Origin of the sequence: Mycobacterium sp. NPDC051804 (assembly GCF_044452905.1) — a bacterium.
Lineage (GTDB): Bacteria > Actinomycetota > Actinomycetes > Mycobacteriales > Mycobacteriaceae > Mycobacterium.
On record NZ_JBITCD010000003.1, the window covers coordinates 226,003 to 250,028 of the forward strand.

22 protein-coding genes and 1 pseudogene are annotated in these 24,026 nt (G+C 63.8%); 13 read left to right on the forward strand and 10 right to left on the reverse strand.

What is annotated here, in order from left to right; genetic code table 11:
• The first annotated feature begins 50 nt into the window (after window positions 1-50).
• Window positions 51-1,478 carry an HNH endonuclease signature motif containing protein gene (locus ACIA48_RS12210; protein WP_396731208.1) on the forward strand — a complete coding sequence of 476 codons (1,428 nt, stop codon included), beginning with the start codon at window positions 51-53 and terminating at the stop codon, window positions 1,476-1,478.
• Window positions 1,479-1,504: 26 nt separating this feature from the next.
• Here ACIA48_RS12210 and ACIA48_RS12215 read toward each other — a convergent pair whose 3' ends face one another.
• From ACIA48_RS12215 to ACIA48_RS12225, 3 genes are all read right to left on the reverse strand, one after another.
• Window positions 1,505-2,836 carry a PP2C family protein-serine/threonine phosphatase gene (locus tag ACIA48_RS12215; protein ID WP_396731210.1) on the reverse strand — a complete coding sequence of 444 codons (1,332 nt, stop codon included), beginning with the start codon at window positions 2,834-2,836 and terminating at the stop codon, window positions 1,505-1,507.
• A 120-nt stretch (window positions 2,837-2,956) separates the two neighbouring features.
• On the reverse strand, window positions 2,957-3,175 hold the full coding sequence (locus ACIA48_RS12220) for a bacterioferritin-associated ferredoxin (protein WP_396731213.1): 219 nt from the start codon (window positions 3,173-3,175) through the stop codon (window positions 2,957-2,959).
• 7 nt (window positions 3,176-3,182) lie between these two features.
• Window positions 3,183-3,815: a fatty-acid--CoA ligase gene (locus ACIA48_RS12225; RefSeq protein WP_396731216.1), complete on the reverse strand. Its 633-nt coding sequence runs from the start codon at window positions 3,813-3,815 to the stop codon at window positions 3,183-3,185.
• A 242-nt stretch (window positions 3,816-4,057) separates the two neighbouring features.
• On the opposite strand from ACIA48_RS12225, the gene bfr reads away from it, so the two are divergent.
• The gene (gene bfr, locus ACIA48_RS12230; protein ID WP_396731220.1) at window positions 4,058-4,543 is read left to right on the forward strand and encodes a bacterioferritin; all 486 of its coding nucleotides are present in this window, start codon (window positions 4,058-4,060) and stop codon (window positions 4,541-4,543) included.
• Window positions 4,544-4,659: 116 nt separating this feature from the next.
• Window positions 4,660-6,714: a DHA2 family efflux MFS transporter permease subunit gene (locus ACIA48_RS12235; RefSeq protein ID WP_396731223.1), complete on the forward strand. Its 2,055-nt coding sequence runs from the start codon at window positions 4,660-4,662 to the stop codon at window positions 6,712-6,714.
• Between the two features lie 21 nt (window positions 6,715-6,735).
• On the opposite strand, the gene ACIA48_RS12240 is transcribed toward ACIA48_RS12235, so the two are convergent.
• The 4 genes from ACIA48_RS12240 to ACIA48_RS12255 form a co-directional block, all read right to left on the reverse strand.
• Window positions 6,736-8,556, reverse strand: a complete 1,821-nt coding sequence (locus ACIA48_RS12240; protein ID WP_396732753.1) for a CHASE3 domain-containing protein — start codon at window positions 8,554-8,556, stop codon at window positions 6,736-6,738.
• A 130-nt stretch (window positions 8,557-8,686) separates the two neighbouring features.
• Window positions 8,687-10,591, reverse strand: coding sequence for a SpoIIE family protein phosphatase (locus ACIA48_RS12245; protein WP_396731226.1), 1,905 nt, complete (start codon window positions 10,589-10,591; stop codon window positions 8,687-8,689).
• A gap of 136 nt (window positions 10,592-10,727) precedes the next feature.
• The gene (locus tag ACIA48_RS12250; RefSeq protein ID WP_396731228.1) at window positions 10,728-11,129 is read right to left on the reverse strand and encodes an ATP-binding protein; all 402 of its coding nucleotides are present in this window, start codon (window positions 11,127-11,129) and stop codon (window positions 10,728-10,730) included.
• Window positions 11,122-11,457, reverse strand: coding sequence for an STAS domain-containing protein (locus tag ACIA48_RS12255; protein WP_396731230.1), 336 nt, complete (start codon window positions 11,455-11,457; stop codon window positions 11,122-11,124). The genes ACIA48_RS12250 and ACIA48_RS12255 overlap by 8 nt, the downstream gene beginning before the upstream one ends.
• Window positions 11,458-11,662: 205 nt before the next feature.
• Here ACIA48_RS12255 and ACIA48_RS12260 point away from each other — a divergent pair, with 205 nt between their 5' ends.
• From ACIA48_RS12260 to ACIA48_RS12280, 5 genes and pseudogenes are all read left to right on the forward strand, one after another.
• On the forward strand, window positions 11,663-12,328 hold the full coding sequence (locus ACIA48_RS12260) for a GAF domain-containing protein (protein ID WP_396731231.1): 666 nt from the start codon (window positions 11,663-11,665) through the stop codon (window positions 12,326-12,328).
• 28 nt (window positions 12,329-12,356) lie between these two features.
• The gene (locus ACIA48_RS12265) at window positions 12,357-13,838 is read left to right on the forward strand and encodes a sugar transferase (RefSeq protein ID WP_396731233.1); all 1,482 of its coding nucleotides are present in this window, start codon (window positions 12,357-12,359) and stop codon (window positions 13,836-13,838) included.
• A 54-nt stretch (window positions 13,839-13,892) separates the two neighbouring features.
• Window positions 13,893-14,375 carry a carboxymuconolactone decarboxylase family protein gene (locus ACIA48_RS12270; RefSeq protein WP_041303887.1) on the forward strand — a complete coding sequence of 161 codons (483 nt, stop codon included), beginning with the start codon at window positions 13,893-13,895 and terminating at the stop codon, window positions 14,373-14,375.
• A 28-nt stretch (window positions 14,376-14,403) separates the two neighbouring features.
• A complete protein-coding gene (locus ACIA48_RS12275; protein WP_396731236.1) occupies window positions 14,404-15,765 on the forward strand; it encodes a glutamine synthetase in 1,362 nt (453 codons plus the stop codon).
• A pseudogene (locus tag ACIA48_RS12280) lies at window positions 15,762-16,873 on the forward strand (amidohydrolase family protein). Before ACIA48_RS12275 ends, ACIA48_RS12280 begins: the two are co-directional and overlap by 4 nt.
• A 3-nt stretch (window positions 16,874-16,876) precedes the next feature.
• On the opposite strand, the gene ACIA48_RS12285 reads toward ACIA48_RS12280, so the two are convergent.
• From ACIA48_RS12285 to ACIA48_RS12295, 3 genes are all read right to left on the reverse strand, one after another.
• The gene (locus ACIA48_RS12285) at window positions 16,877-17,293 is read right to left on the reverse strand and encodes a nuclear transport factor 2 family protein (protein WP_396731239.1); all 417 of its coding nucleotides are present in this window, start codon (window positions 17,291-17,293) and stop codon (window positions 16,877-16,879) included.
• Between the two features lie 16 nt (window positions 17,294-17,309).
• Entirely contained in the window at window positions 17,310-19,100 is a 1,791-nt protein-coding gene (locus ACIA48_RS12290) for an amidohydrolase family protein (protein WP_396731242.1), read from the reverse strand.
• 88 nt (window positions 19,101-19,188) lie between these two features.
• A complete protein-coding gene (locus tag ACIA48_RS12295; RefSeq protein WP_396731245.1) occupies window positions 19,189-20,112 on the reverse strand; it encodes an SDR family oxidoreductase in 924 nt (307 codons plus the stop codon).
• 18 nt (window positions 20,113-20,130) lie between these two features.
• Between ACIA48_RS12295 and ACIA48_RS12300 the strand changes: the two genes are divergently transcribed.
• The 5 genes from ACIA48_RS12300 to ACIA48_RS12320 all read left to right on the forward strand — a co-directional run bounded on the left by ACIA48_RS12300 (window position 20,131) and on the right by ACIA48_RS12320 (window position 23,948).
• Window positions 20,131-21,042, forward strand: a complete 912-nt coding sequence (locus ACIA48_RS12300; protein WP_396731248.1) for a dienelactone hydrolase family protein — start codon at window positions 20,131-20,133, stop codon at window positions 21,040-21,042.
• A gap of 173 nt (window positions 21,043-21,215) precedes the next feature.
• Entirely contained in the window at window positions 21,216-22,322 is a 1,107-nt protein-coding gene (locus ACIA48_RS12305; protein ID WP_396731251.1) for a glycosyltransferase, read from the forward strand.
• A gap of 34 nt (window positions 22,323-22,356) precedes the next feature.
• Entirely contained in the window at window positions 22,357-23,046 is a 690-nt protein-coding gene (locus ACIA48_RS12310; RefSeq protein ID WP_396731254.1) for a YoaK family protein, read from the forward strand.
• Between the two features lie 14 nt (window positions 23,047-23,060).
• Window positions 23,061-23,456: a hypothetical protein gene (locus ACIA48_RS12315; RefSeq protein ID WP_396731257.1), complete on the forward strand. Its 396-nt coding sequence runs from the start codon at window positions 23,061-23,063 to the stop codon at window positions 23,454-23,456.
• Between the two features lie 84 nt (window positions 23,457-23,540).
• A complete protein-coding gene (locus ACIA48_RS12320) occupies window positions 23,541-23,948 on the forward strand; it encodes a cupredoxin domain-containing protein (RefSeq protein WP_396731260.1) in 408 nt (135 codons plus the stop codon).
• Window positions 23,949-24,026: the final 78 nt, after the last annotated feature.

The window sequence follows — 24,026 nt, forward strand, 5'->3', positions numbered from 1 at the left end:
ATCAGTTAGCCTCGCTGGCCACATGTGCGGGCCGGCTCGTCGGTGTTCGAATGTATGTTCGACTCATGTTGGCGACCCCGGTTCAGGTGGCGATGGCCGCACTGCGGTCCGCGCACGAATCGCTGGCCGCCTGCGATCTGGACACACTGACCCATCGCGAACTCTTGGGCCTGCTCGACGAGCTGGAGGCGTTGTCGTGCCAGCTGCCTATGCAATGGCATCGTGCGTTGGCGCGGTTGCAGGCCGAAATGACACCCAAGGAGTTGGGCGCCAAATCCTGGCGGCAGGTGTTGGCGATCCGATGGCGCATCTCGACGTTTGAGGCCGGCCGCCGCCTCGATGAGGCCGCACAGTTGGGGCCTCGTCGCACACTGACCGGAGAGCCGTTGGCACCGGTGCTGGCCGCGACCGCGGCAGCTCAGGCCCGCGGAGTGATCAATGGCGAGCATGTCGAGAAGATTCGCGATGCGATGGACCGGGTTCCGGCGTTCGTCGACACTGCTACCCGCGAGCAGGTTGAGGCCGATCTGGTGCGATATGCGATCGGACTTGGGCCCAAGGAACTCAAGGACGAGGCTGACCGCATTCTGTTCATGCTCGACCAGGATGGACCAGAACCCGACGACGCTGAACGCGCGCGGCGCCGCGGCGTAACGAAGGGGCCGCAGGGTCGGGACAAGATGACGCCTCTGACGGGCAACCTCACTCCTGAGGCGTGGGCGATTTACGAGGCAATCTTCGCGAAATGGGCCGCACCAGGGATGTGCAATCCCGATGACGAGAACCCCTGCGTCTCAGGGACTCCGACGCAGGCCCAAATCAACACCGACCATCGCACATTGGCGCAGCGCCGGCACGATGCGCTGGTCGCGGTGGGGCGCAGTGTCTTGGAAAGCGGTGAGCTCGGTCAGCACAACGGATTGCCGACATCGATCATCATCCGCACGACGTTGCAGGACCTCGAGAGTCGCGCCGGCATCGGCGTCAGTGGTGGTGGAACGGTGATCCCGATCAACGACGTGATCCGCATGGCTGCCCACGCCAACCACTTCCTCGCGGTCTTCGACAAGGCCACCGGATCAGCGCTGGATCTTTTCCGCGCCCGCCGCGTCGCCTCTCCTTCGCAGCGAATCATGCTCATCGCCCGCGACGGGGGCTGCACCAAACCCGGCTGCACCGTGCCCGCCTACGGCAGCCAGGTGCATCACGCTGCGCGGGATTGGGCGGATGACGGCCAAACCAACGTCGACGAACTCGCCCTGGCGTGCGGACCGGACAACCGCATGGTCGGACCCGACGGCTGGACCACCCGGATCAACGCCACCAACGACGTCGAATGGATCCCACCCGAACACCTCGACTGGGGGCACCTCCCGCTTGCGGGGGACGGACAGGCCCGCATCAACCACTACCACCGCCCCGAATTACTCCTCCGCCCACCAGAGGAGCCAGACGGAAACAGCGAGCGCGGACCGTAGTTCTCGGGCTGTTGTCGCCGGCCCCGTCAGCCGGATTCCAGTCGGACGAGTGAACAGTCGTCGGTGAAGGTGCCTGACGGCGTGAGACCCCGCAGTGTCTCGACAAGGTCGTCGAGCGACGATTCGTGCAACCGGGTGAAAAGGTCTTTGAAATCCGTCAGAGACAACGGGTGGCCGTCGACGGAGGCATCCTCATAGGCGCCGTCGCTGTAGAGAAGGATGCGGCACCCCGGCGGCACCGTGTAGCTACGCGAGGTGTACAGGGCATCGTCGAACATCCCGAGAGGTTTTCCGCCGGTGGACAATTCGGTGCTGGTGGCATCCGGACTGACGGCAATAGCCGGGGGAGCACCCGCGCTGGCGAAGCGAAGCGTGCGCGATGACACCTCGTACACCCCGAACCACATCGTCAGGTAGTTCCCGTCATGTTTGTCCATCTGGAACAGCTCGTTGAGTTCGGTCAGCACCTCATCAGGGGCCAGCAGTGTCCTCATGGGCAAGGAGCCCGAACGCAACAGGTTGTGCACCGACACTGACAACAGTGCGGGACCGATTCCGTGCCCGGAGACGTCAATCAGGTAGGCGATCAGGTGATCGTCATCGATCCACCGGTAGTCGAAGCTGTCTCCGCCAAGTTGCTGGGACGGCAGGTAGCGCGAGGACACTCGCACCGGCCCTTCCAGCTCACCCGGCAGGATCGACGAGACATAAGCTGATGCGCTGTCCAATCCCGCCGTGAGGCGGTCGGTCTTCTGGCGGATCTCTTCGTTGGCCCGCTCCAGCGCGGCTGTTCGGTCCTGTACCCGTTGTTCCAGTTCGGCGTAGACCTGCACGTTTTCCATGGCGATCGACGTCGCGTCCGCCAGGGCCTGCAGGAGGGAGACCTGCTGCTCGGAGGGCTGCCGTGCAGTCGCCCAGTAGTTGCCGATCGCCCCGATCGGGTCGAGCTTGCGGATCGGAACCATCACCAGGCTCTTGACGAAGGTGGGCCGGTACGCCTCGTGGGGTATGCGGGCATCGAGATAGATATCCGGGATCACCGCCGCATCGCGGTTGAGCATCGCCCAGCCGCTGATACAGCTCTCTAGAGGAAACCGCATGCCCTTCCACAGCGGGGCGATCGCATCCTCGTCCGCGTAGTAGCACTTGCCGTCATCTCGCAGCACGAAAGTTGCGCCGTCGCAGCCGGTGAGTTCGCGAGCAGCCGTACGAACAATGCGCTGCACCTCCGGCAGGCTCCGTGCCAGCGAAAGTTCCTGAACCGCTTGCACCAACCGTGCCATGCCACGGGCATAGTCAATGAAGTTGAATTCGCCGCTGTTGGCGAAGAAACTGGCCGGGAAGGTCTGAGTCTCCATGACGCCCCCTTCGCTGACCCCCCAGATGTCGTGAGTACGGCGGGTAACTGGCAGCGTCAGCAATTCACTATCCCATAAACGAAACGAAAAGTTGCCACGTTTCTTGGGGCGAACTCGTGATCAGCGGCTAACGGTCTTCTTCTTCGTGCAACCGTTCTTCGAAGGGCAACCAGCTACGTCGTGGTGGGTGGCGATGATGGCGCGCAGCGTGCGTCGGCACCGTCCGCAGTCACCGCCGGCGCCGCAGGCTTCGGTGATCTGCTTCGACGTGCACGCGCCGTTGGCCACGGCCTTGTCGACGTCGTGACTCGTCACTCCCATGCACAGACACACAAACATCGGCGGCTCAGCTCTGCTCGTCGATACTCAAGAGGTGGGCGAACCTGCCCACGAACTGGCTGGGGTAGGGGCCGAGGCCCGCATTCGACATCCATTCCGCGGCGGCATCGGGATGGTCGATCCACTGCCGCGCCGCGGTCTCGTCCTCGATCTCCTGCAGGATCATCACTTCCTGCCCGTCGTCGAGCGCACGGTAGACCCAGATCTTGCGCACCCCGCCACGCTTGAAGCGCTCGACTCCGTCGTGCAACTTGACCATCAGCGCCGAGACGTCTTCAACCGAAGACATGACGCCGACAACGACACGGCCGACATGCTCCTCAGACGACGGGGGATACAGGTCGATCTTCTCGACGACCTCGCCCCCGAAGATCGGCGGAATGTCGTCGGCTCCCGAAATGTTGAACCACTCGAAAATGGCGGGTGACCGCAGGACATCACGCATCGAACGGACATGCCGAATGCCGATCGTCACCAATACCCGATTTTGTTCCCAAATTGACGTATAGAGAACGACATGATGGGCTCCGATCGAAGCGAGCCCGTCGGAATGTTTCTTGAGCCATTGCCACATGCGATCGACGTCGTCGACGCGAAAATCGCAGGCGAGAATAAGTGAGTGCAGATCGAAATCACTCATTCCCATTCCTTATCGCTTAGGCGAGGCTTGCAACTGTTAGCGCAGTCTAACCTTACTTAGCCTAGGCAGTCCAGAGTAGGGGCCTGATCTGCGCCCCGCGGTTGACCCGAACTTTCGCGATCGGCCCGAAAACACGCCTAGCGCAACGAAAAAGATGCGCCGTGAGGCATTTCCTGCACTAGATTGGGTACTGCACGATCGACGGCGACAACTGACAGCCCTCAAGTTGCTTAGGAGCCATGATGCAAGGCGATCCCGACGTTCTGAAATTGCTCAACGAGCAATTGACGAGCGAGCTGACTGCCATTAACCAGTACTTCCTGCATTCGAAAATGCAGGCGAATTGGGGATTCACCGAACTGGCCGAATACACTCGCAAAGAGTCGTTCGAGGAAATGCAGCACGCGGAAGCAATCACCGACCGGATCCTTTTGCTTGACGGGCTGCCGAACTATCAGCGGCTTTTCTCACTGCGAATCGGTCAGACCCTGCGTGAACAATTCGAGGCCGACCTGGCGATCGAATACGAGGTGCTCGCGCGCCTCCGCCCGGGCATCATCATGTGCCGCGAGAAGGAAGACGCCACCTCAGCGAATCTGCTGGAGAAGATCCTGGCCAACGAAGAGGATCACATCGACTACCTCGAGACGCAGCTCGAACTGATGGTGAAGCTCGGCGAGGAGCTGTACGCAGCTCAGTGCGTTTCCCGGCCGCCTGGCCACGCATAGCACCGTTCAGAACGAGGTTTTGCACGCGGTCGCGCGTCTACTCTTCCTGGGTGACGTAACTTTCATAGCCTGTCTAACGATAGGTCTGATGGGCACGTCACCAAGGGAAGGTAGGTATGACGAGTACGCGAGCCGATACAGCAGTCGCGGATTGCGAATCTCCCAGCGCCCGTATCAGCCTTCAGCGCCGCAACGTCATATTCGTTGCGGTCTTGCTCGGCATGCTGTTGGCGGCGCTGGATCAGACGATCGTCGCGACCGCGTTGCCGACAGTCGTCGCTGATCTCGGCGGAGCCGGCCACCAGTCGTGGGTGGTGACCAGCTATCTGCTCGCGTCCACGATCGTCACTGCGATCGTCGGAAAGCTCGGAGATCTCTTCGGTCGAAAGACCGTGTTCCAGGTGGCGATCCTGTTCTTCATCGCCGGATCCGTGCTGTGCGGGCTCGCCGGCTCGATGACGATGTTGGTCGCCTCGCGCGCGCTTCAGGGCATCGGCGGCGGCGCGATGATGGTGACGGCCATGGCCGTCATCGGCGAGGTCATCCCGTTGCGTGAACGCGGCCGATACCAGGGCGCGCTCGGCGCGGTCTTCGGAGTCACGACCGTCATCGGCCCGCTGCTGGGCGGGTTCTTCACCGATCACCTCACCTGGCGATGGGCGTTCTGGATCAACGTGCCGATCGGAATCATCGTGATCGCGGTGGGCACCATGGCTATACCGTCGTTGGCCAAGGCCGCCAAGCCGGTGATCGACTACGCGGGCATCCTGTTCATCGGCCTCGCCGCCTCCGGCCTGACACTGGCCACCAGCTGGGGCGGCAGCACCTACGCCTGGTCATCCCCGATGATCATCGGCCTGTTCGCCGGTTCTGTGCTCGCGCTCGCGATCTTCGTGTGGGTGGAATCCCATGTCCCGGAGCCGATTCTGCCGATCCGGCTGTTTGCGAGCCCAGTCTTCACGGTGTGCTGCATCCTCGGGTTCATCGTCGGTTTCGCGATGCTCGGTGCGCTGACGTTCCTGCCCACGTTCATGCAGTTCGTCAACGGCGTCTCTGCGACGGAATCGGGCATGCGCACCCTACCGATGGTGGCGGGCATGCTCATCACATCCATCGGAAGCGGGCAGATCGTCGGCCGCACCGGTCGATACAAAGTGTTTCCGATCGCGGGCACCGCCACCATGGCAGTGGGATTCGTGCTGCTGTCGCAGATGGGTGCCGCCACGCCGCTGTGGCAGCAATCGGTGTCGCTGTTCATCCTCGGCGCAGGTATCGGCCTGTGCATGCAGGTCTTGATCCTCGTCGTCCAGAACACCTCGAGCTTCGCCGATCTCGGCGTCGCGACGTCGGGTGTCACGTTCTTCCGGACCATTGGAAGTTCCTTCGGGGCAGCGATCTTCGGCTCGTTGTTCGCCAACTTTCTCGCGAGCCGAATCCCGGCCGCACTGACGGCCAGTGGTGCGCCGCCACGTGCTGCGGATTCCCCTCAGGCGTTGCACGCGCTGTCACCGGAGATGGCCGCACCGATAGTCGACGCCTACGCGGACTCGCTGGGGACGGTGTTCTTGTGCGGGTTGCCCGTCGCGATCGTCGGCTTCGTCGTCTCGCTGTTTCTCAGGGAGGTGCGGCTGCGCGAGATCGAGACCGTATCGGCGACCGACCTCGGCGAGGGGTTCGGAATGCCTAGTACCGAGTCGCCCGAGAAGATCCTCGAGGTCGCGATCGGGCGGATCTTCCGGGACTCACCCGAGATCCGGCTGCGCAGCATCGCCCAACTGCCCGGCTGTAGCCTCGACGTCACGCAGATGTGGGCGCTGCTCCAGATCTACCGGCAGAACCAGGTTTTCGGCACGGCCACCCTCACCGATATCTCGGAGCGCCTCCGGGTGCCTTATGAGGTCATCGAGCCCACGTTCGATGGGCTGATACGCGACGGTCTTGTGCTGGGGAGAGCGGGCAGGCTGTGGCTCACCCAGGCCGGGATGAAACAGGTCGACGCGATATCCGCTCTCATCGTCGGGCGCATCGTCGAGAAATTGGCCACGTCATCCTCGTTCGACGGACGACCGGACCGGGGTCAGGTGGAGGCCGCACTAGAGCGCATCGTGCACCGAATGTTGATGCAGCGGAGCTGGACCGAGGACCGTGGTGAACTGACCACCGCACGCTGACGCGCAGACAGGTCGATCGACTCATCCGTTGCGGCACAGGGCCACCGCGGTGACGTCGTCGGCATCGGCCAAGTCGCCCGCATTCACACAAAGGTGGTCGACAATCGCCTGCGGGGTTGTTCCAATATTGTTGGCGCACTGCAGGATTGCGTCCTCCAGCCCCTGCAGCGATCCGCCCCACAGGTCGAGTACTCCGTCACTGACGAGCAAGATCATGTCCCCCGGATCCAGGCGGTCCGCGATTTCTCGCCACTCGTTGCCCACTCCCACCGGCATATCGTTTGATGCCAGCCGCTCGATCCGGCCCAAGCTGGTACGGATGACAAAGTGCAAGCCGTGGCCCGCGTCTGCGAATCGGAAGTCGCCGGAGTCCATGTCGACCACGACATACGCGAGTGTGATGAATGCGCTGACCCTACGCAGATCGCCGTCGAGGATTCCCGCAGCGTCGTTGACGACATCTGATGGCGTCGTTGCGGGATCCCTGGAGCGCAGCGCCGTGCGCGTCGCCGCAGCGAGCATCCCTGCGTCCATGCCCTTACCCATGACGTCGCCGAGGCTCAGCGCGATAGCAGGTCGATCCACGCGCACGTCGTAGAAATCTCCGCCGATCTGTCTGGCCGGACTGGTGAATGTGCCGAAGGTCCAACCTGGGGTCGCGGGCAGGGTGCCCGGCACCAGGGCACGTTGTACCTCGATGGCCCGGTTCATCTCCGCCTGCTCGAGCTGGCGTAGCCGCTCCGATTCGGTGACATCGTGGAAGTGGAGGACGAATTGGGTTCCCTCGGGCTTCTCGCCGATTACGGCGATACTCACGTTGAGGCTGCGGCCATCGTCGAGCTGCACGGTCACCCGCGCGTTGTCGTCATCGGCGAGAGAATCGGCGACGGCCGAAAGCTCTTCCATGACAACCGGACCCATCAACGCGTCGAGGTTTGTGATCTCCTCGCGCAGCCCCGGCAGCAGGTCCTCTGCTGAGGGATTGGCCCGTTCGACGATCCATTCGTCTGCCGTACGGACGACCAGCAACTTGCCGGCGACAGAGGAATTGAAGCTCTTGCGGAACAACTCCTCACTCTCGTAGAGCTCGGCTTGTGCCGCCTGTGATGTCTCGAGCTCATCGACGATGCGCCGCCGCATATCGTTGGCATCCAGTGCAATGCCCTGAATATCGCTGGGCCCCTCGACCGGGATCCTCGCTTCGAATTCTCCCTGGGTGATCCGTCGGCATGCCGCCGCGACCGCGGCCACCGGTCGGGTAACCGCTCCGCGCACGAGGAAAGTCAGCATCAGCCCGGTGCCCAGGATCGCCACCAACACGCCGATCAGGACCCTGTTGAGTGACGTCTGGTCTTGCTGCAATTGGGTACGGGCGTCGGTTCTCGCCGAATTGAGGTTTGCGTTCTGTGTGTTGAACAGCGTGCGCAGATTATCGAACTGCGCCTTGCCGGAATCGGCCTCGGCCTCACTGAGCGGGTAGTGCCGACCGGGGGACACGCGCGCGATCACCGGTTGGGCGTAGCTGGTGCGCCACTGCTCGACAGCTGTTTCGATCGCGGTGAGATCGGCCAGCAGATCGTCGTTCCCACTCAACCGTTGGCGTAACGCAGTGGCCGCGGTGTCCTCGGCTTCTTGGCCGGCGACGTATGGCTCGAGGAATCGAGGATTTCCCGTGATGACGTAGCCGCGGACGCCAGTCTCCTGGTCGCGCAATGCGGCCTGTAATTGGAAGGCGGTGGAACGTGCCGGCGAAATGGTGTCTGCCAGTTGGTGAGTAGCGGTGTCGGTGCGGTGGAGCAGGATACCGACGACGACGGAACCGCTGATGACAACCACGCCCATCACGCACAGCACGATCGTCAGCCAACCCTGCACAGTCAGGCGGGAATCGAGCCGGCGCCGACGTGGGATTGCATCAGTCTCCGAGACTGAGGTGCTTACCGAGTGGCTGCTCGGTGGCTGCAGGCCTGGCCTATTCGGCACGGCTCAATGCCACCGCGGTGACGTCATCGGCATCTAGTAATTCGCCCGCATTCGCACACAGATAGTCGACGACCGCTTGTGGGCCCGTCGTCCCATTGCCGTTGGTGCACTGCGAGATTGCGTCTTCGAGTCCCTGCAGCGATCCACCCCACAGGTCGAGCACTCCGTCACTGACGAGCAGAATCATGTCGCCCGGGGCGAGACTGTCGGAGCGTTCCCGCCACTGGCTGCCCACTCCGACGGGCATGTCGTCGGACGAAAGCCGTTCGACCCGGCCGGATCTGGGCCGGATGACATAGTGGAGGCCGTGGCCCGCGTCCGCGAATCGGAAGTCGCCGGAGTCGGTGTCGACCAGGACGTACGACAGCGTGACGAACGCGCTGATGCGGCGCAGGTCTCCTTCGAGAATGTCCGCCGCGCTCGTGACGACCGCCGACGGGGTCGTCCCGGGATCGTGGGACCGTAGCGCGGTGCGCGTCGCGGCGGCAAGCATCCCCGCGTCCATGCCCTTGCCCATCACGTCGCCGAGACTGAGCACGATGGAGGGTTCGCGTACGCGCACGTCGTAGAAGTCGCCGCCGACCTGTCTCGCCGGGCTGTTGGACGTACCGAACGTCCAGCCCGGGGTTTCGGGGAGATTGCCAGGAAGCAGTGCACGTTGAACCTCGACTGCCCTGTTCATTTCCTCCAGTTCGAGCTGACGTAGCCGCTCCGATTCGGTGACGTCGTGAAAGTGCAACACGAACTGCGTTCCCTCAGGCTTCTCGCCGATGACAGCGATACTCACATTGAGGCTGCGGCCGTCCGTCACCTTCAGTGTGATACGCGCATTGTCGCCAACAAGAGAATCGGCGGCTGCTGAGAGTCTGGCAACGGCATCATCACCCATCAACGTGTCGAGGTTGCGAATTCCCTTTCGCAGTCCGGGCAGCAGATCTCGCGCGGAGGGGTTGGCGCGCTCGACAATCCATTGATTGGTCGTACGGATGCCCATGAGTTTTCCGGCGACAGACGAGTTGAAGCTCTTGCGAAACAATTCCTCGCTCTCGTGGAGTCGCGTCGCCATATCGCGCTCGGAACCCACCACGATGGACAGCGTGAGGAACACGGCCACCATCGACATCTGATAGACCTGCATCAGAACGGTTCCCGTCGAAACCCCCCACAGGTCGAACGACAACGGACCCATACCGAAAACACTGCCGTTGGCCGAGATACTGGCAACCCCGACCATCAGCATGGACAGCATCCAGGTAGACAACCGGAGGGCCGCCCATACCAAGGGCAGGAACGGCAGATATTCCAGTGGCAACGGCCCAACCGTGAACACCGCGGCGGTGACAGCGAGCGTCGCGACAGCGAGTCCTATCGATTCGGCAAGGCCGGCCTGTTGATTTCGCAGCGGCGGCGTGATGAACAGCGGAGTGAGCAGGGCGATGCCGGCCGCGTGCTTGAGCAAGGCGGTCTCCATCGACTCCACGGCGGATGCATGATCGCCGAGAAACGAAAAGGCGCAATAGGCGAGCGCGCTGTAGACCGCTGTCGATACCAGAGCAATCCCGAAGAACATGACAAGATCGCGTGGGGTTGCCAGCCGGGGTACGCGATCCCGACGTCCGCGCAGCAGCACCGCGCCGACCACCATCTCGACGGCGAAGGCTGCGACCAACGCAAGAGAGAGCGATAGCGATCGTCCTGACCACAGCAAGACCGGGAGCGACACCAGTGCGACGGCCGGTGCGAGGAACCACAGGTAGCGACGCGGGAAACAGACGCCTAAGCCCAGCGCGATGCCGGAGGCCGGCCACAGGGGCGGCGTGGCCATGCCCGCCGGTTGGCTGGTGAAGCTCAGCGCCGCCACCGCGGCCATCGAAAGCAGGTTCGTGACGATCACGGCGGCGTCGGGAGCCCGCCGCCCGTTCCATACGAAGGCCTGCTTGTGCGGCCGAAGGTCAGCTCGGAATAGGTGAGGGCTTGACGTGACCTGGTCAGACAAGCCGGCCGCGCCCGTCACCAGTTTCCGCGCCCACTCATTCTGACCGCCGCCGGATCAGCGTCCAGTGATTGCCGTCTGGATCACGGGTGTACGACAGCTTGTCGAGTACGCGATGCGCAAGCGCCAGTCCGCGCCCGCTCTCGGCGGCCTCGCCGGGCATGCTTATTCGAGCAAGGTCGACCGGCGCTGGATGACCATCGTCGGTGAATTTGACGGCTACGCTTTCCGGCGAGACGTCGACGACCATGCGCAATCGCACCGGCCGCCCGTCACCCGAATACTCGATGATGTTCGTCGCGATCTCGCTGACGGCGAGTTCCATGCACATCCTGCTGTGATCCGGGATTTCCTCTCCTGACCACGCCATATCGAGTGTTTGCTGAATCTCCGCCAGCGTGTCGGGCCCGGTCAGTACTTCCAGCGTGTGTTCACTCATCGAAGGCGCTGTCCGCAGAGGGGAAGGAGCGCAAGACCCGGTCCAGGTTGCTCAACTCGAGCACCGTGCAGACCTGCTGTGTGGGTGCGGCGATCCGGAGATCGCCACCCGCGTTGCGGGCGATCTTCAATCCGGCGATCAACGCGCCCAACCCCGATGAATCGATGAATTCTGTGGCGCTGAGGTCGACGACGATTCTGCTCTCGCCGCCGTCGACGATGTCGTTCAGCTGTTTGCGCAGCGCGGGGGCGGCGACCATGTTCAGCCGCCCCGTCGGTTGGACCACAACGACACCCGATCCCGTTGTGCGAGTGGAAAAGTCGCTCATCCCGTCCTCCTTCTTCGTCGCAGTCACCGTAGACACGCGCCGCTAGGGGCGGAACCAACGGCTAGACAAAGCCCCGAGTCAGCTTGCCATGTGGGCTGCGAATTCGGATCAAAGCGCGCAAAACGCCGCACCGAGTTTCGCGACATCGCGGGCGAGATTTCGCGCTTCACCGCGGGGAGTGTCCCGGCGTCTTACGCTGAGTCACGTGGATGACGCAATGCCGTCAGACGGGGGGCGAGCTACGGCGGGGCTTTCCGATGCTGAGAGGCGCGAGCTCAAAGAAGGCCTGATAGCTGCCGTGGTAGGCGTCGGAGTCGACGACGCTGCTTCAAGCTTGTTGATACAACAACTTTCGACGAACCCCGACGCACTGGAACCCCTGGTTCAGCACTCCTTGAACGAACCAGCGCGGCTGGCCGCGCTGCGCAGGACGGGGATGCTGGACCGCCCCGAAGACGGCAAGCTCGATGGTGTCGCGTTGTTGACGGCGGAGGCGCTTGCGACACCTTTTGCGGCCGTGTCTCTGCTCGACGAGAGCAGGGAGTTTCTTGTCGGATCCAACGTCGCCGTCAGCGACTCCGAAAGAGTGCGGCCGGCGGGCCTGTCAATCGGCAAGTTCACGGTGATCAGCGGTATCCCGTTCATCGTTGACGATGCGACTGTCCACCCATTGCTGGCCAACCTCCCGCCGGTGCTCAACGGTGAGATCGGGTCGTACGCAGGCGTTCCGATTTTCAGCGACGACGACGACGCGGTCGGTTCGCTCTTCAGCTGGACTACCCGTCCGCACAATTGGTCCGGCGGTCAGATACTCGTCTTGCAGGACATGGCCGACCTTGCAAGCGCAAAGATATTTCGCCGACCGATATGACGAATCGCCAAGGTGAATTGAGCGACTGATGGCGATCCAGACCGAACCAGCTGGCACGGCACCGAACGACGAGGCGCCCGTCCATCCTGCGCGCCAAAAGTACAAGGCGCTTGCCGGTTTGGTTCGGGTCGGTCGAATCGGCACGGTGGTAGCCGTCGCCATCGACATCGTGTCTGCGTCGGCGGCAGTCGGTATCGGTTTGTGGTGGTCGTCGATGTCGGAGCAACTTCCGCCGTCATCGTGGATGGTCGTCCTGTTCGTGCCCTTTGTCGTGGTCCTTTTCACCGTGCAGAAGCTGTACCGACGCAAACTCGGCCGCCACTTCATCGACGAGTTCGGGCCAATCCAGACCAACGTCGCACTTGCCGCCGTCTTCGTGCTGGTCATCATGACCCTCACCCAGACGGGGCATGGTGCCGGGGCCTTGGTCTCCAAGATGTGGGTCTGCGCCGCCGTCCTGATGCCGATACCGCACTTCTTCCACTCGCTCATTCGGAAGCGACTGAGGAAGAATCACCATTTCATGGCGCCCGCCCTCATCATCGGGAGCGGGGAAGTCGCCAGCCGAATCGTTGAACGTTTGCGGTCTTTCCCCGAGTACGGCCTGACGCCTATCGGGCGTCTCGATGCCGAAGGTTCGGCAGCGAGGGCGGATGCGAGTCCGGACGTCCCGATTCTCGGGACCCCCGAGTCGATTGGTCCTGCGATAGAGAAGACCGGGGCAGAGGCCGTTCTGATTGCCTTCTCGCAGATCCGCGACGAGTCCCTGACCCGCGTCGTTCGGGTTGCTCACCGGCACAAGGCGCGGGTGTGGGTGGTGCCCCGCATGTTCGACGCAGTCGGCGAGCGGGCCACGGTCGATCACCTCGGCGGCCTGCCGCTGATGGCTCTGCCGAGCGCCGACCCGCACGGCTGGCAATTCAACGTCAAACACATCTTCGACCGAGTTGCGGCAGGCCTTGGTCTGCTTGCGATCTCCCCGTTGCTCATAACTCTGGTCGTGTTGGTTCGGCTCAGCTCACCGGGACCGATCTTCTTCCGACAGGACCGGATCGGACGAGACGGACGAGTCTTCCAGTGTCTCAAGTTCCGCACGATGCGGCCGGAAACACCGTCAGACGCAGAGTTTGAACTGAAGTCGAGTTCTGCCCCTGGCGGAGTCGAAGGTGTCGACAGACGAACCGGAATCGGCAAAATCATGCGGTCGACATCGCTGGATGAGCTGCCGCAACTGATCAACGTGCTCAAAGGGGAGATGAGCATGGTCGGTCCGCGCCCAGAGAGGCCGCAATTCGTCGAGTTCTTCGAAATACAGATTCACCGCTACGGCGAGCGCCACCGCGTGAAGGCCGGCATCACCGGCTGGGCGCAGGTGCACGGGCTGCGCGGCCAGACCTCGATCGCAGACCGGGTCGAATGGGACAACTACTACATCGAGAACTGGTCACTCGCACTTGACCTCAAGATCCTCGCGCTGACGGTGGGGGCCGTCATGCGCGGTGCCGAATAAAACAAAAACTAGAACGTGTTCCAATTCGCGGGGCTTCAGGCGTACGATGCCGTCATGAGCCGAATTGGACCTTTCGCCGACGACGACGCCGCAGCTTGGGTGGTCAAGTCGCCTGACATCGGTGTTGCGATGGCCGGATTCACGAACGCGGTCTACAACAAGAACCGCCTGCCGATGCGGGTCCGCGAACTGGCGCGGATGGTCATCGCACTCGACAACGAGTGCGTGGTGTGCCAGAACACACGCGACTCCGAGGGCATCGCCGCCGGCGTCGACGAGGATCTCTACGACCATGCCGCCGAATGGCGGACGTGGCCCGGTTACAGCGCACAGGAGCGGGTCGCCGCCGAATTCGCCGAGCGCTTCGCGAGCGACCACACGGGGCTGCGCGACGACGAGGACTTCTGGGCGCGGGCCGGGGAGCAGTTCGATGACGAGCTGCTGACGGATCTCGCGCTGTCGTGTGCGATGTGGCTCGGCATGGGCCGGATGCTGCGAACGCTCGACATCGGCCAAAGCTGCAAGATCACCCTGTAGCCGAAGCCGCACCGCGCACAATGGCGTAATGACGTCGAGGGCCGCAAAACCTCTCGCTGCAGCCGCCATCGCCGGTCTCGAGGCCGACGGTGTCGCCACGTTGATCGGTACCGTCGTGAACCCGGCGGGTCTGACGCACGCCAAGACCGTTCCATTGCGGCGGATGGGCGCGTTCGCGGACCCGGGACTCGGTGCCAGTCCTGTCTTTCACGTCTTCGCCATCGACCAGACCGGCATAGTGTTCGGCGATGCGATCGGCGTGGTGGGGGATCAGCGAATCCGGATCGACCTGGGAGCGTTGCGCATTCTCGGCGACGGATTGTGCTGGGCGCCCGGCGCTTTCTTCAATCAGGACGGTTCACCGGATCCCTATTGCAGTCGTGGCGCTCTCAGCAGGGTTTGCGAACGTCTGTCCGAGGCGGGCATCGACACGGTGGTCGGGCACGAGATGGAATTCGTCCTCGTCGCCCCCGACGGCGGCGAACTTCCGTCGCACCTGTGGGCCCAGTACGGGCTAGCCGGAGTGCTCGAGTTCGAAGGGTTCGTCCGCGACGTCACCAACGCCGCGACGAACTCCGGACTCGCGATCGAACAGTTCCACCCCGAGTACGGCAGGAATCAGTTCGAGATCTCGCTGTCCCCACAGGCGCCGGTGGCGGCGGCCGACGCACTGGTGCTGACGCGCATCATCATCGGCCGGGTTGCTCGGAAATACGGGCTGCGGGTCAGCCTCTCGCCGGTGCCGTTCGCGGGTAGCGTCGGATCCGGTTCCCATCAACATTTCTCGATGAAGCGCGGTGACGTCCCGCTGTTTTCCGGGGGCCCAGGCGCCGCCGGCATGACGGCGGAGGGAGAGAGCGCAGTCGCCGGATTGCTCGCCGGTCTGCCTCAAGCGCAGGGCATACTGTGCGGCTCGGTGCTGTCAGGACTGCGCATGCAGCCCGGCCACTGGTCGGGTGCCTACGTCTGTTGGGGAACGGAAAACCGGGAAGCGGCAGTCCGATTCCTCATCGGCGGCCCCAGCAATCCGCAGGGTGCCAACGTCGAGGTCAAAGTCATCGACCCGTCGGCCAATCCCTACCTCGCGACCGCCTCGATGCTCGGCCTCGCGTTCGATGGCATTCAGCGAAAGCTGACGGCACCGCCGGAGGTTACCGTCGACCCTGCATCGTTGACCGATGCCGAACGCGCCGATGCCGGAATCGCACTGCTGGCGGACAACCAGGCGGACGCGATCGATGTGCTCGACCAATCTGCGCTGCTGCGAGGGATTCTCGGTGACGAGCCGGTGGATGCGGTCGTGGCGGTGCGGCGCTACGAGCGGGAAAACTACGGCGAGCTGAACCCCGACGAGCTGGCGGAGAAGTTCCGTCTGTCCTGGAGCGTATGAACGCGCTGGCCGAGCACATCGAGAGTGTGGCGCTGGTCGACCACCACGTGCACGGCTGTCGGCTGCATGCGGTTGACCGTCGCCGTTTCGAGGACAGCCTGAATGAGGCCAACGTCGAACCGCTGGCCGTTTTTGATTCCGCGTTCGACACGCAACTGGGGTTCGCGGTTCGCGCCTACTGCGCCCCACTGCTGGGGCTGCCGCGCCACGCCGACGCCGACGCGTACTGGCAAGCGCGTAACGAGCATTCTGAAGCCGATCTCGCGCGGCTGTTCCTGTCGTCGGCGGAGGTATCCGACTGGGTGGTGGATACCGGATTCGCCACCGGAGTAGCCGATTTGGCGGAGTTGGCTGAGTTGTCGGTGGGCCGGGTGCATGAGATCGTCCGGCTGGAGTCGGTTGCCGAACAGGCAGTCCACCTGTCGGGTGACTACACGTCGGCATTCACGGAACTCCTGCACGAGCGGGCGGCGACGGCGGTGGCGAGGCGACCAAGTCGATCCTGGCATACCGCGGTGGCTTCGCCGGTGACCTCTCCGAACCCACCGCCCACGAGGTCGTCGCAGCGGCCGAGAGATGGCGCGACAGCGGCGATTCGCGCCTAACCGACCGTATCCTGTTGCGGTTCGGCCTGTATCAAGCTCTGCGGCTGGGAAAACCGCTGCAATTCCACGTCGGCTTCGGCGACCGGGACTGTGACCTGCAGACCACCAATCCGCTCCATCTCCTGGATTTCCTGCGACGCAGCGGCGATGTGCCGATCATGTTGTTGCACTGTTATCCGTACGAACGTGAAGCTGGCTATCTGGCGCAGGCGTTCTACAACGTGTATCTCGATGGTGGGCTGGCCATCAACTATCTGGGTGCGCGGTCGCGGGCGTTCGTCGGCCGGCTGGTTGAGATGGCACCGTTTCGCAAGATTCTCTATTCGTCAGACGGTTTCGGTCCGGCGGAGTTGCACTACCTCGGAGCACGGTTGTGGCGCAACGGAATCCGAGACGTATTCCAGGGTTTCGTCGACGCCGACGAATGGAGCGAGTCGGACGCGACCCGTGTGGTGGATTTGATCGCCCGGGGTAATGCCCAGCGCATCTACGAGCTCGGCTGAGCGTTAGATCAGGCCGGTGGCATCGAACATCGGCACAGTGTATGCGGCCGTCACGTCCTCGAGCCAGGTTGCGGGCGCGGTGTTGGTCAGCCCGCCCATGTCCCAGTAGTCCTTCCACACCGTGATCTTGCCGTCGTGGACTTTGTGCACCGTGACAAACCTCAGCAGAGCAGTTTCTCCGCTGACCCATTTCCATGTCTCGGAGTGCTCGTAGAGCACGTCGTCGCCGTTGCTCACCAGAGTGCCGTCGTGATTCTCATACGAGGCCAGCGGGTCGAGCCCGACCTTGAGTTTCGCAATGATGTTCTCGGGTCCACGAGTAGAAAGCGCCGGGCCTAGCGGCATATCGCAATAGATGCAGTCGTCCGACAGGAAGTCCGGCAGTGAATCCCAGTCGCGCGCCGACAGGGCCTTCCACATGCCCAGAACCGTATCCTCAACTGACACTTGACAACTCCGATTCTTTGATGGTCTGAGCCGGCGCCTTGTGCGCGGCCCGCAGGAATCTTCCGGTGCGCTGAGCGTCGACGGTATCGGTCGGCTCGCCGTCGAGGAACACCGCGCGACCGGCGACGAACACGGCACGCACGGTGTCCTCGTTGCGGTTGACCATCCGGGACAGGCCGCCGTACTGCTCAACAGGCGACTCGGCGTAGTCCTCCAGCGAGTCGTCCAGGCGCTCGGGGTCGATGACGACGACGTCGGCGCGGTCGCCGATGCGCAGATGGCCGGCGTCGATGCGGTACCAGTCGGCGAGTTCGCCCGTGAGCCGGTGCACCGCCTGTTCGATGGTCATGAACGGCTTGCCCGCCTTCTGTGCCTCGCGGACATGGCGCAGGAGTCGCAGGTTCATGTTGTAGAACGCCATGTTTCGCAGATGCGCGCCCGCGTCCGAGAAGCCCACCTGGATGCCAGGGTCTTGTGCCAGCTTCTTGAGGACCTCGGGCCGGTGATTGGAGATCGTGGTACGCCAGCGCAGCGCCGTGCCGTGCTCGAGCACCAGGTCGAGGAACGCGTCGACGGGGTGCAGACCGCCGCGATCGAGGCCCACCCGGCCAAAGGACTTGCCCACCACGGACTCGTCGGGGCAGGCGACGATCTCGGCGTCGAAGAAGTCGCGCTGCCACACCCGCATCCCGAACTTGCTCTCGTACTGCTTGCGGAACTTGCGCCGGTAGGTCTCGTCGCGGAGCAGTTCGTTGCGTTCGACCTCGTCGCGCAGATGCAGAGCCGCCGCGCCCGCCCCGAACTCCTCGAAGACCACCAGATCGATGCCGTCGGCGTACACCTCGAACGGCACCGGCAGGTGCTGCCAGCGGAAGTTGCCGCCGAGGCGATTGACCAACCGCGCCAGCGGGCCGAGCAATTTGATCGCGTACGGGTTCGATTTGACGTCCGCCGCCGACAGCAGGCTGGTCTTGAGCGGGTTTCGGAAGATACCCAGCGACTGGAAGACCTGCGACCCGAGGTTCAACGGGTTCTCGATGTCGGGCCCGGACTGCAGCACCCGGCCGGCCCGCCGTAGCTGCGACTTGAGGCGACGCAGCTCGCGTGGCTTGGCGTAGGTCGACGGCAGCGTGCGAGACCGGCAGACCTCGCCGTCGAGTTTGTCGAAAAGCAGTTGCTGCGAGGACATTCCGACGAAGCCGGCGCGCAGCGCCTCGTCGAGCCACTTCTCCATCTGAGCTTGTTCGCTTCGGGTCGGTCGCTGTCGCTTCTGGGTCGCGCGGTCCAGCCCCATGGTCGCGGCGCGCATATCCGAGTGACCGATGAACGCGGCGATGTTGGGGCCGAGTGGGCGTGCCTCCAGCGCCGCGATGTACTCCTCGCAATTCGTCCAGGACTTGTGGGTGTCGACCGCGTCGATCACGTGTTCGCGGGGGATCGCCTCGACGCGTCCGAAGATGTCGCCCGCGTCCACCCCGTCGACGTGGACGGTGGACAGTGAGCAGGACCCGAGCATCACGGTGGTGACGCCGTGTCGGAGAGACTCCGATAGCGACGGGCCGACCAGCACCTCGACGTCGTAATGGGTGTGGATGTCGAGCATGCCGGGAAGCACCCACTGCCCCGTAGCATCGATGACTCGTCGGCAACCCGTTTCGTCGAGGTCGTCGGCGCTGACCGCAGCGATGTGGCCGTTTCGGATACCGAGGTTGCGCACCGCCGACGGCGCACCGGAGCCGTCGAACCAGCGACCGTTTTTGATGATCGTGTCAAAACTCACCAAGTCATAGAACAGTGCGGACCCGCGGGTGTCAACGAAATCGGTGAACAGATTTCGATATTTGTCTACTTTTATGTCTGAGCTGCGGCTATCCGGGTGCCCAACAGTCGGGTTGACGGCCGTCGAGGTCGGTGAAGCCGTACTCGCGCGCGAGGTCGGCCGACGTGACCGACTGCTGATTGAACCGCGATCGATCGGCGTCCGCAGCGATTGCGGCGACGCCGCGTCCGACGAATCTTGGCGTCTCGGACATGGCGAAGCCCGGCGGAGCAACCGGGCCGTCAGACCGCAGCGGGTCCAGTGCGTCGTGCCAGGTCTCCTCGGTGACGCCCCAGTTGTCGAGCATCATCTCCGATCGCAGCCAACCCGGCGTCACGGCCACCGCGGTGGCGCCGAATGTCTCCAGTTCGTGGCCTTGGCTGTAGGCGAGCCGGTTGACCGCGACCTTGGCCAGGTCGTAGAACACCGACAACCGGTAGTTGTGGTCGTTGAAATCCTTTGTTCCATCGGTCACTTCGATGAGCAGCCCACCGGGCTTGCACACCAGCAGCGGCAGCAGGCAGTGCGAAGTGATGAGATGCGTGTCGATTCCGAGCCGCAGGATCCGCAGACCGTCGGAAAGGTCGTGCTCCCAGAGCGGCCGGTTCCACAGCGGAGGCCCGCCCTTGAGAATCTCCGCACCCCAGATGTCGTTGACGAGGATGTCGATCGCGCCATGATCGTCGCGGATGCGGTCCGCAAGCCGGCGCACCGCGTCGGCCTCGAGGTGGTCGACCTGCTGTGCGATGCCGGTGCCGCCCAGTTGAGTGACGAGTTCGGCGGTCTGTTCGATGGTTTCCGGCCGGTCGTAGTCGGATTGGTCATTGCCTGATGTGCTGCTGCGGCCGGTACAGATCACCGTCGCTCCGGCTTCACCGAGCGCCGCCGCGATACCTCGTCCCGCCCCGCGCGTCGCCCCGGCCACGACGGCTACGCGGCCGCGCAGCGCTTCCGGGTCCGGAGTCCAGTCCATGAGGGCATACTCGCGAATGTGACCCCGTTACAGCGGTATATCGCCGAAGAAATCGCGACCGATCACGTTGACGGGCTGTTGTCGAGGCGCGAAGCCCTGAGAAGGCTGGCACTGCTCGGTGTCGGTACCGCCGCGGCGACAGCGCTGATCGCGGCGTGCGGCGAGAACAAGCAACCGACGTCCGACGCCCCCGTGACATCGAACGAGCCGGCCACCGTCAGCGCGCCGCCGCCGGGGTCGGAGAACACCGTCCCGTCAACGCCGATCACCTGGGCCGGACCGCGCGGCGAACTGCAGGGTGCCTGGGCGCCCGCGGCCGATCCACGCGGGGGAGTACTCGTCATCCACGAGAACAAGGGCCTCAACGACTACATCCGGTCGGTGGCCGGGCGGTTCGCCGGCATCGGATACTCCGCGCTCGCGATCGACCTGCTGTCGGCACGGGGCGGTACCGGCACGTTCGCCGATCCCGCCCAAGCCACCGCGGCATTGGGCGAGCTGCCGCCGGAGGACGCGCTGGCCGATCTGAAGTCCGGAGTCGACGAACTCCAGCGCCGGGTGCCGGGCAAGAAGGTGGCCGCGGTGGGCTTCTGCATGGGCGGCGGTTTTGTCTGGCGATTGCTGGCCTCCGGTGAGCCTCGGCTCGCCGCTGCGGTGCCTTTCTACGGTCCGACACCGGACAATCCCGATTTCGCGGGCTCCAAAGACGTTGCGGTGCTGGGTATCTACGCCGCTCAAGACCAGCGCGTCAACGCCACCGAGCCGGTGGCGCGGGCGGCTCTCGAGAAGGCCGGCCTGGTGTTCGAGCTTGTCACCGAACCCGACGCCAACCATGCGTTCTTCAACGACACCGGCGACCGCTACAACGCCACCGCCGCCGAGGATGCCTGGCGTCGCGTACAGGAATGGTTCACTCAGCACCTGGCCTGACCTGATTTCCGCGAGCGTGCGTGTCAGAGGGCGACACGCCGCCTTTCTCCACGAGTTCACGCACGGTCGCCGGAGTTGAGCCTCATTCGCGACGGGACCGAATTCGTGTGCAATTCAGCTGGGCGTTGATGTCGCGTTGTTGACCGCACATGCTTCCAGGTCAAATTCAGCTCATGCGGGTGGTGCAGGTCGCGAACTTCTACGGCCCGCGTTCAGGGGGCCTGCGCACGGCAGTGGATCGTCTGGGCGCGGAGTACTGCGCTCGTGGCCACGAGGTCTTCCTGGTGGTACCGGGCCGGACGTCCGAATGGCATGAGCTGCCGTCGGGAGTCGTTCGAGTCTCCCTGCCGGCCCGGCTCATTCCGTTCACCGGCGGATACCGTGCCGTGCTGCCCAGGCCCGTCACCGAATTGTTGACACAACTGGCGCCTGACGCCTTGGAAGTGTCCGACCGTCTCACGCTGCGTTCGCTCGGCGAATGGGGTCGACGCCACGACGTCGCTACCGTGATGATCTCCCACGAGCGGCTTGATCGCCTTGTCGGACAAATACTTCCGGCGCGTGCCGCCCGGTCGATAGCCGACGCCGCCAATCGCCGCACCGCCGAGAGCTACGACGCGGTCGTGTGCACAACGGCGTTCGCACGCGAAGAATTTGACAGAATCGACGCCACCAACGTCGTCACGGTGCCGCTCGGAGTCGATCTCGACCAGTTCCACCCAAGCAGGCGATCGACCTCGGTCCGTCAGCAATGGGCCAGCCCGGAACAGACGCTGCTGGTGCACTGCGGCCGGCTGTCGGTGGAGAAACATGCCCACCGCAGCGTCGATACCGTTGCCTCGCTGAGGGACTCGGGTGTGGATGCCCGCCTCGTCGTTGTCGGCGAAGGCCCGATGCGCGCCAGGCTCGAACGCCAGGCTGCGGGCCTTCCCGTCGACTTCACCGGCTACATCGGGTGTCGCGACACCGTAGCCACCATCCTGGCGACCGCCGACGTTGCGATCGCTCCTGGCCCGCACGAAACGTTTGGCCTCGCCGCCCTCGAAGCCCTGGCCTGCGGTACGCCCGCGGTGGTTTCGCGGACGTCAGCGCTCGCCGAAATCCTGACCGCCGAAAGCGGCGCGGCGGCCGACAACGATCCGGCTGCCATCGCGGAGGCGGTGACCACCATCATCAGCCGTCCAGAGCTGTTGCGCCGCAACGATGCACGACGCCGCGCCGAACAGTTCACCTGGCCTAGGGCCGCGACCGGAATGCTCAACGCGCTGGGCGCGGGCTAGGCAGCAACGACAAACGCAGATTAGGTTGTCGGGCATGGGTGGCCTACCGACCGGCCCACAGGACATCGAGCGAACCCGAACCCTGTGGTTTGCCCTACTGTTGACGCTGGCCAATGGCTTCCTCGACGCGCACACCTACATCGCCCGCGGTGGGGTTTTCGCCAACGTCCAGACCGCCAACGTGATTTTCGGTGCGATCGACACGTCGGAAGGCAAGTGGTCTGCGGCGCTCGCGCACGTCTGGCCGCTGCTCGCGTTCATCGTCGGCATGGCCTTGGCGTCGCATATCAAGTCCGGCCGCGTGGACCGCTTCATCGCGCACCCACTGCGCTGGACCATGGCCGTGCAGGCCGTCGCGCTGGGCATCATCGGATTCGTTCCCGCCTCCGTACCCCACAGCTACGTAACGGTGCCGATCTCCTTCCTGGCCGCCGTGCAGATCGGGCTCTTTCGCAACATCGGCGACCTCGCCTACCTGCCGGTCGCGACCACGGGCAACCTGATGCGCTTGATGGAATCGGGGTACGACGCATTCGTCGATAAGCACACCGAGTCGCGGCGGGCCTTCGGCGTCTACGGCGCGCTGATCACCGTCTTCGGGATTGGTGCCCTAGCGGGATCGTTCGCCAGTGTCGCGTGGGGTGTGCATGCGATCTGGCTGCCCGCCGGATTCCTGGCGATCACACTTTGTCTCTTCATCATCGATGAGCACTACCTGCGGTGATCTACGATCCAGGGATGATCCGGTCGCTGACGCTCCTCATCGCTGCAGCGACGCTGCCGCTTGCCGGAACCGCCGCTGTCGCCGTGGCCGAACCACCGCCCACCTGCAGTTACAACCTGACCGCGCCGCAGGTCGTGGACGTCTCGGGCACCAGCATGGTCACCGCGACGATCCAAGCGGGCGCATGCGAGCGGTCGAACGTCTACCTCTCGGTGGCCTGCGTTCAGATGCAGGGCAACCCCGGACCCCCCAAGTGCGCGGAGAACAACGGGGTGCTGCCCGCACAGGTCTTCTACGCGCCCTATGAGCCTGGCGCCACCTACGTCTCCACCGGCCGCGGATGCGCCTACACCGGGAATCCGCCCCTGCCGGTGTGCACGCCGGTCGGGCCGTACACCGCGACGATTTAATCCCGCGCGGTTGCACAAAGCGGTTTGGCTGAACCGCAACCGGTCGATAATCGTGTTCTCGGAGGACGATCTTCAGGAGACACGATGAAGAAAATCTTGCTGTTGTGTATGGCTGTTTGCCTGGCCATTGTGGTTGCGGCGTGTGACAGCGAATCCAGCTACACCACCTCGGAGGGCGACAGCGGCACTGCCACCGCGACCGCGAGTCCGGAAACCACCAGTGAAGCCCCTCCCGCGGAAGCATCGGGCCCGACGATCACCATGGCGAACATGAGTTTCGGCGAGCCGATCACCGTGGCACCGGGGGCGACGATCACCGTCAAGAACGACGACTCCGCCGAGCACTCCGTGACATCGCAGACCGAAGGCAAGTTTGACGTGCACGTAGACGCAGGGGAGCAAGGCACCCTCACCGCGCCGACCGAGCCGGGCGAGTACGCGTTCTACTGCATCTATCACCCGTCCATGAAGGGCACCCTGATCGTCCAGTAAGCCGCGCAAGCGGCCGGCTCCTACGACCCATCTCGGTTTAGATGCATCGATGGGCGGGCATCCGCAGAATTAGCGGGT

Coding starts and splice junctions, on each gene's coding strand:
- ACIA48_RS12305 (WP_396731251.1), top strand. CDS start 21,216: ATGCGGGTGGTGCAGGTCGCGAACTTCTACGGCCCGCGTTCAGGGGGC.
- ACIA48_RS12285 (WP_396731239.1), bottom strand. CDS start 17,293: ATGTGGAAGGCCCTGTCGGCGCGCGACTGGGATTCACTGCCGGACTTC.
- bfr (WP_396731220.1), top strand. CDS start 4,058: ATGCAAGGCGATCCCGACGTTCTGAAATTGCTCAACGAGCAATTGACG.
- ACIA48_RS12255 (WP_396731230.1), bottom strand. CDS start 11,457: ATGAGCGACTTTTCCACTCGCACAACGGGATCGGGTGTCGTTGTGGTC.
- ACIA48_RS12275 (WP_396731236.1), top strand. CDS start 14,404: ATGACGTCGAGGGCCGCAAAACCTCTCGCTGCAGCCGCCATCGCCGGT.
- ACIA48_RS12215 (WP_396731210.1), bottom strand. CDS start 2,836: ATGGAGACTCAGACCTTCCCGGCCAGTTTCTTCGCCAACAGCGGCGAA.
- ACIA48_RS12265 (WP_396731233.1), top strand. CDS start 12,357: ATGGCGATCCAGACCGAACCAGCTGGCACGGCACCGAACGACGAGGCG.
- ACIA48_RS12250 (WP_396731228.1), bottom strand. CDS start 11,129: ATGAGTGAACACACGCTGGAAGTACTGACCGGGCCCGACACGCTGGCG.
- ACIA48_RS12310 (WP_396731254.1), top strand. CDS start 22,357: ATGGGTGGCCTACCGACCGGCCCACAGGACATCGAGCGAACCCGAACC.
- ACIA48_RS12270 (WP_041303887.1), top strand. CDS start 13,893: ATGAGCCGAATTGGACCTTTCGCCGACGACGACGCCGCAGCTTGGGTG.
- ACIA48_RS12320 (WP_396731260.1), top strand. CDS start 23,541: ATGAAGAAAATCTTGCTGTTGTGTATGGCTGTTTGCCTGGCCATTGTG.
- ACIA48_RS12210 (WP_396731208.1), top strand. CDS start 51: ATGTATGTTCGACTCATGTTGGCGACCCCGGTTCAGGTGGCGATGGCC.
- ACIA48_RS12240 (WP_396732753.1), bottom strand. CDS start 8,556: ATGGGCGTGGTTGTCATCAGCGGTTCCGTCGTCGTCGGTATCCTGCTC.
- ACIA48_RS12295 (WP_396731245.1), bottom strand. CDS start 20,112: ATGGACTGGACTCCGGACCCGGAAGCGCTGCGCGGCCGCGTAGCCGTC.
- ACIA48_RS12225 (WP_396731216.1), bottom strand. CDS start 3,815: ATGAGTGATTTCGATCTGCACTCACTTATTCTCGCCTGCGATTTTCGC.
- ACIA48_RS12220 (WP_396731213.1), bottom strand. CDS start 3,175: ATGTTTGTGTGTCTGTGCATGGGAGTGACGAGTCACGACGTCGACAAG.
- ACIA48_RS12235 (WP_396731223.1), top strand. CDS start 4,660: ATGACGAGTACGCGAGCCGATACAGCAGTCGCGGATTGCGAATCTCCC.
- ACIA48_RS12315 (WP_396731257.1), top strand. CDS start 23,061: ATGATCCGGTCGCTGACGCTCCTCATCGCTGCAGCGACGCTGCCGCTT.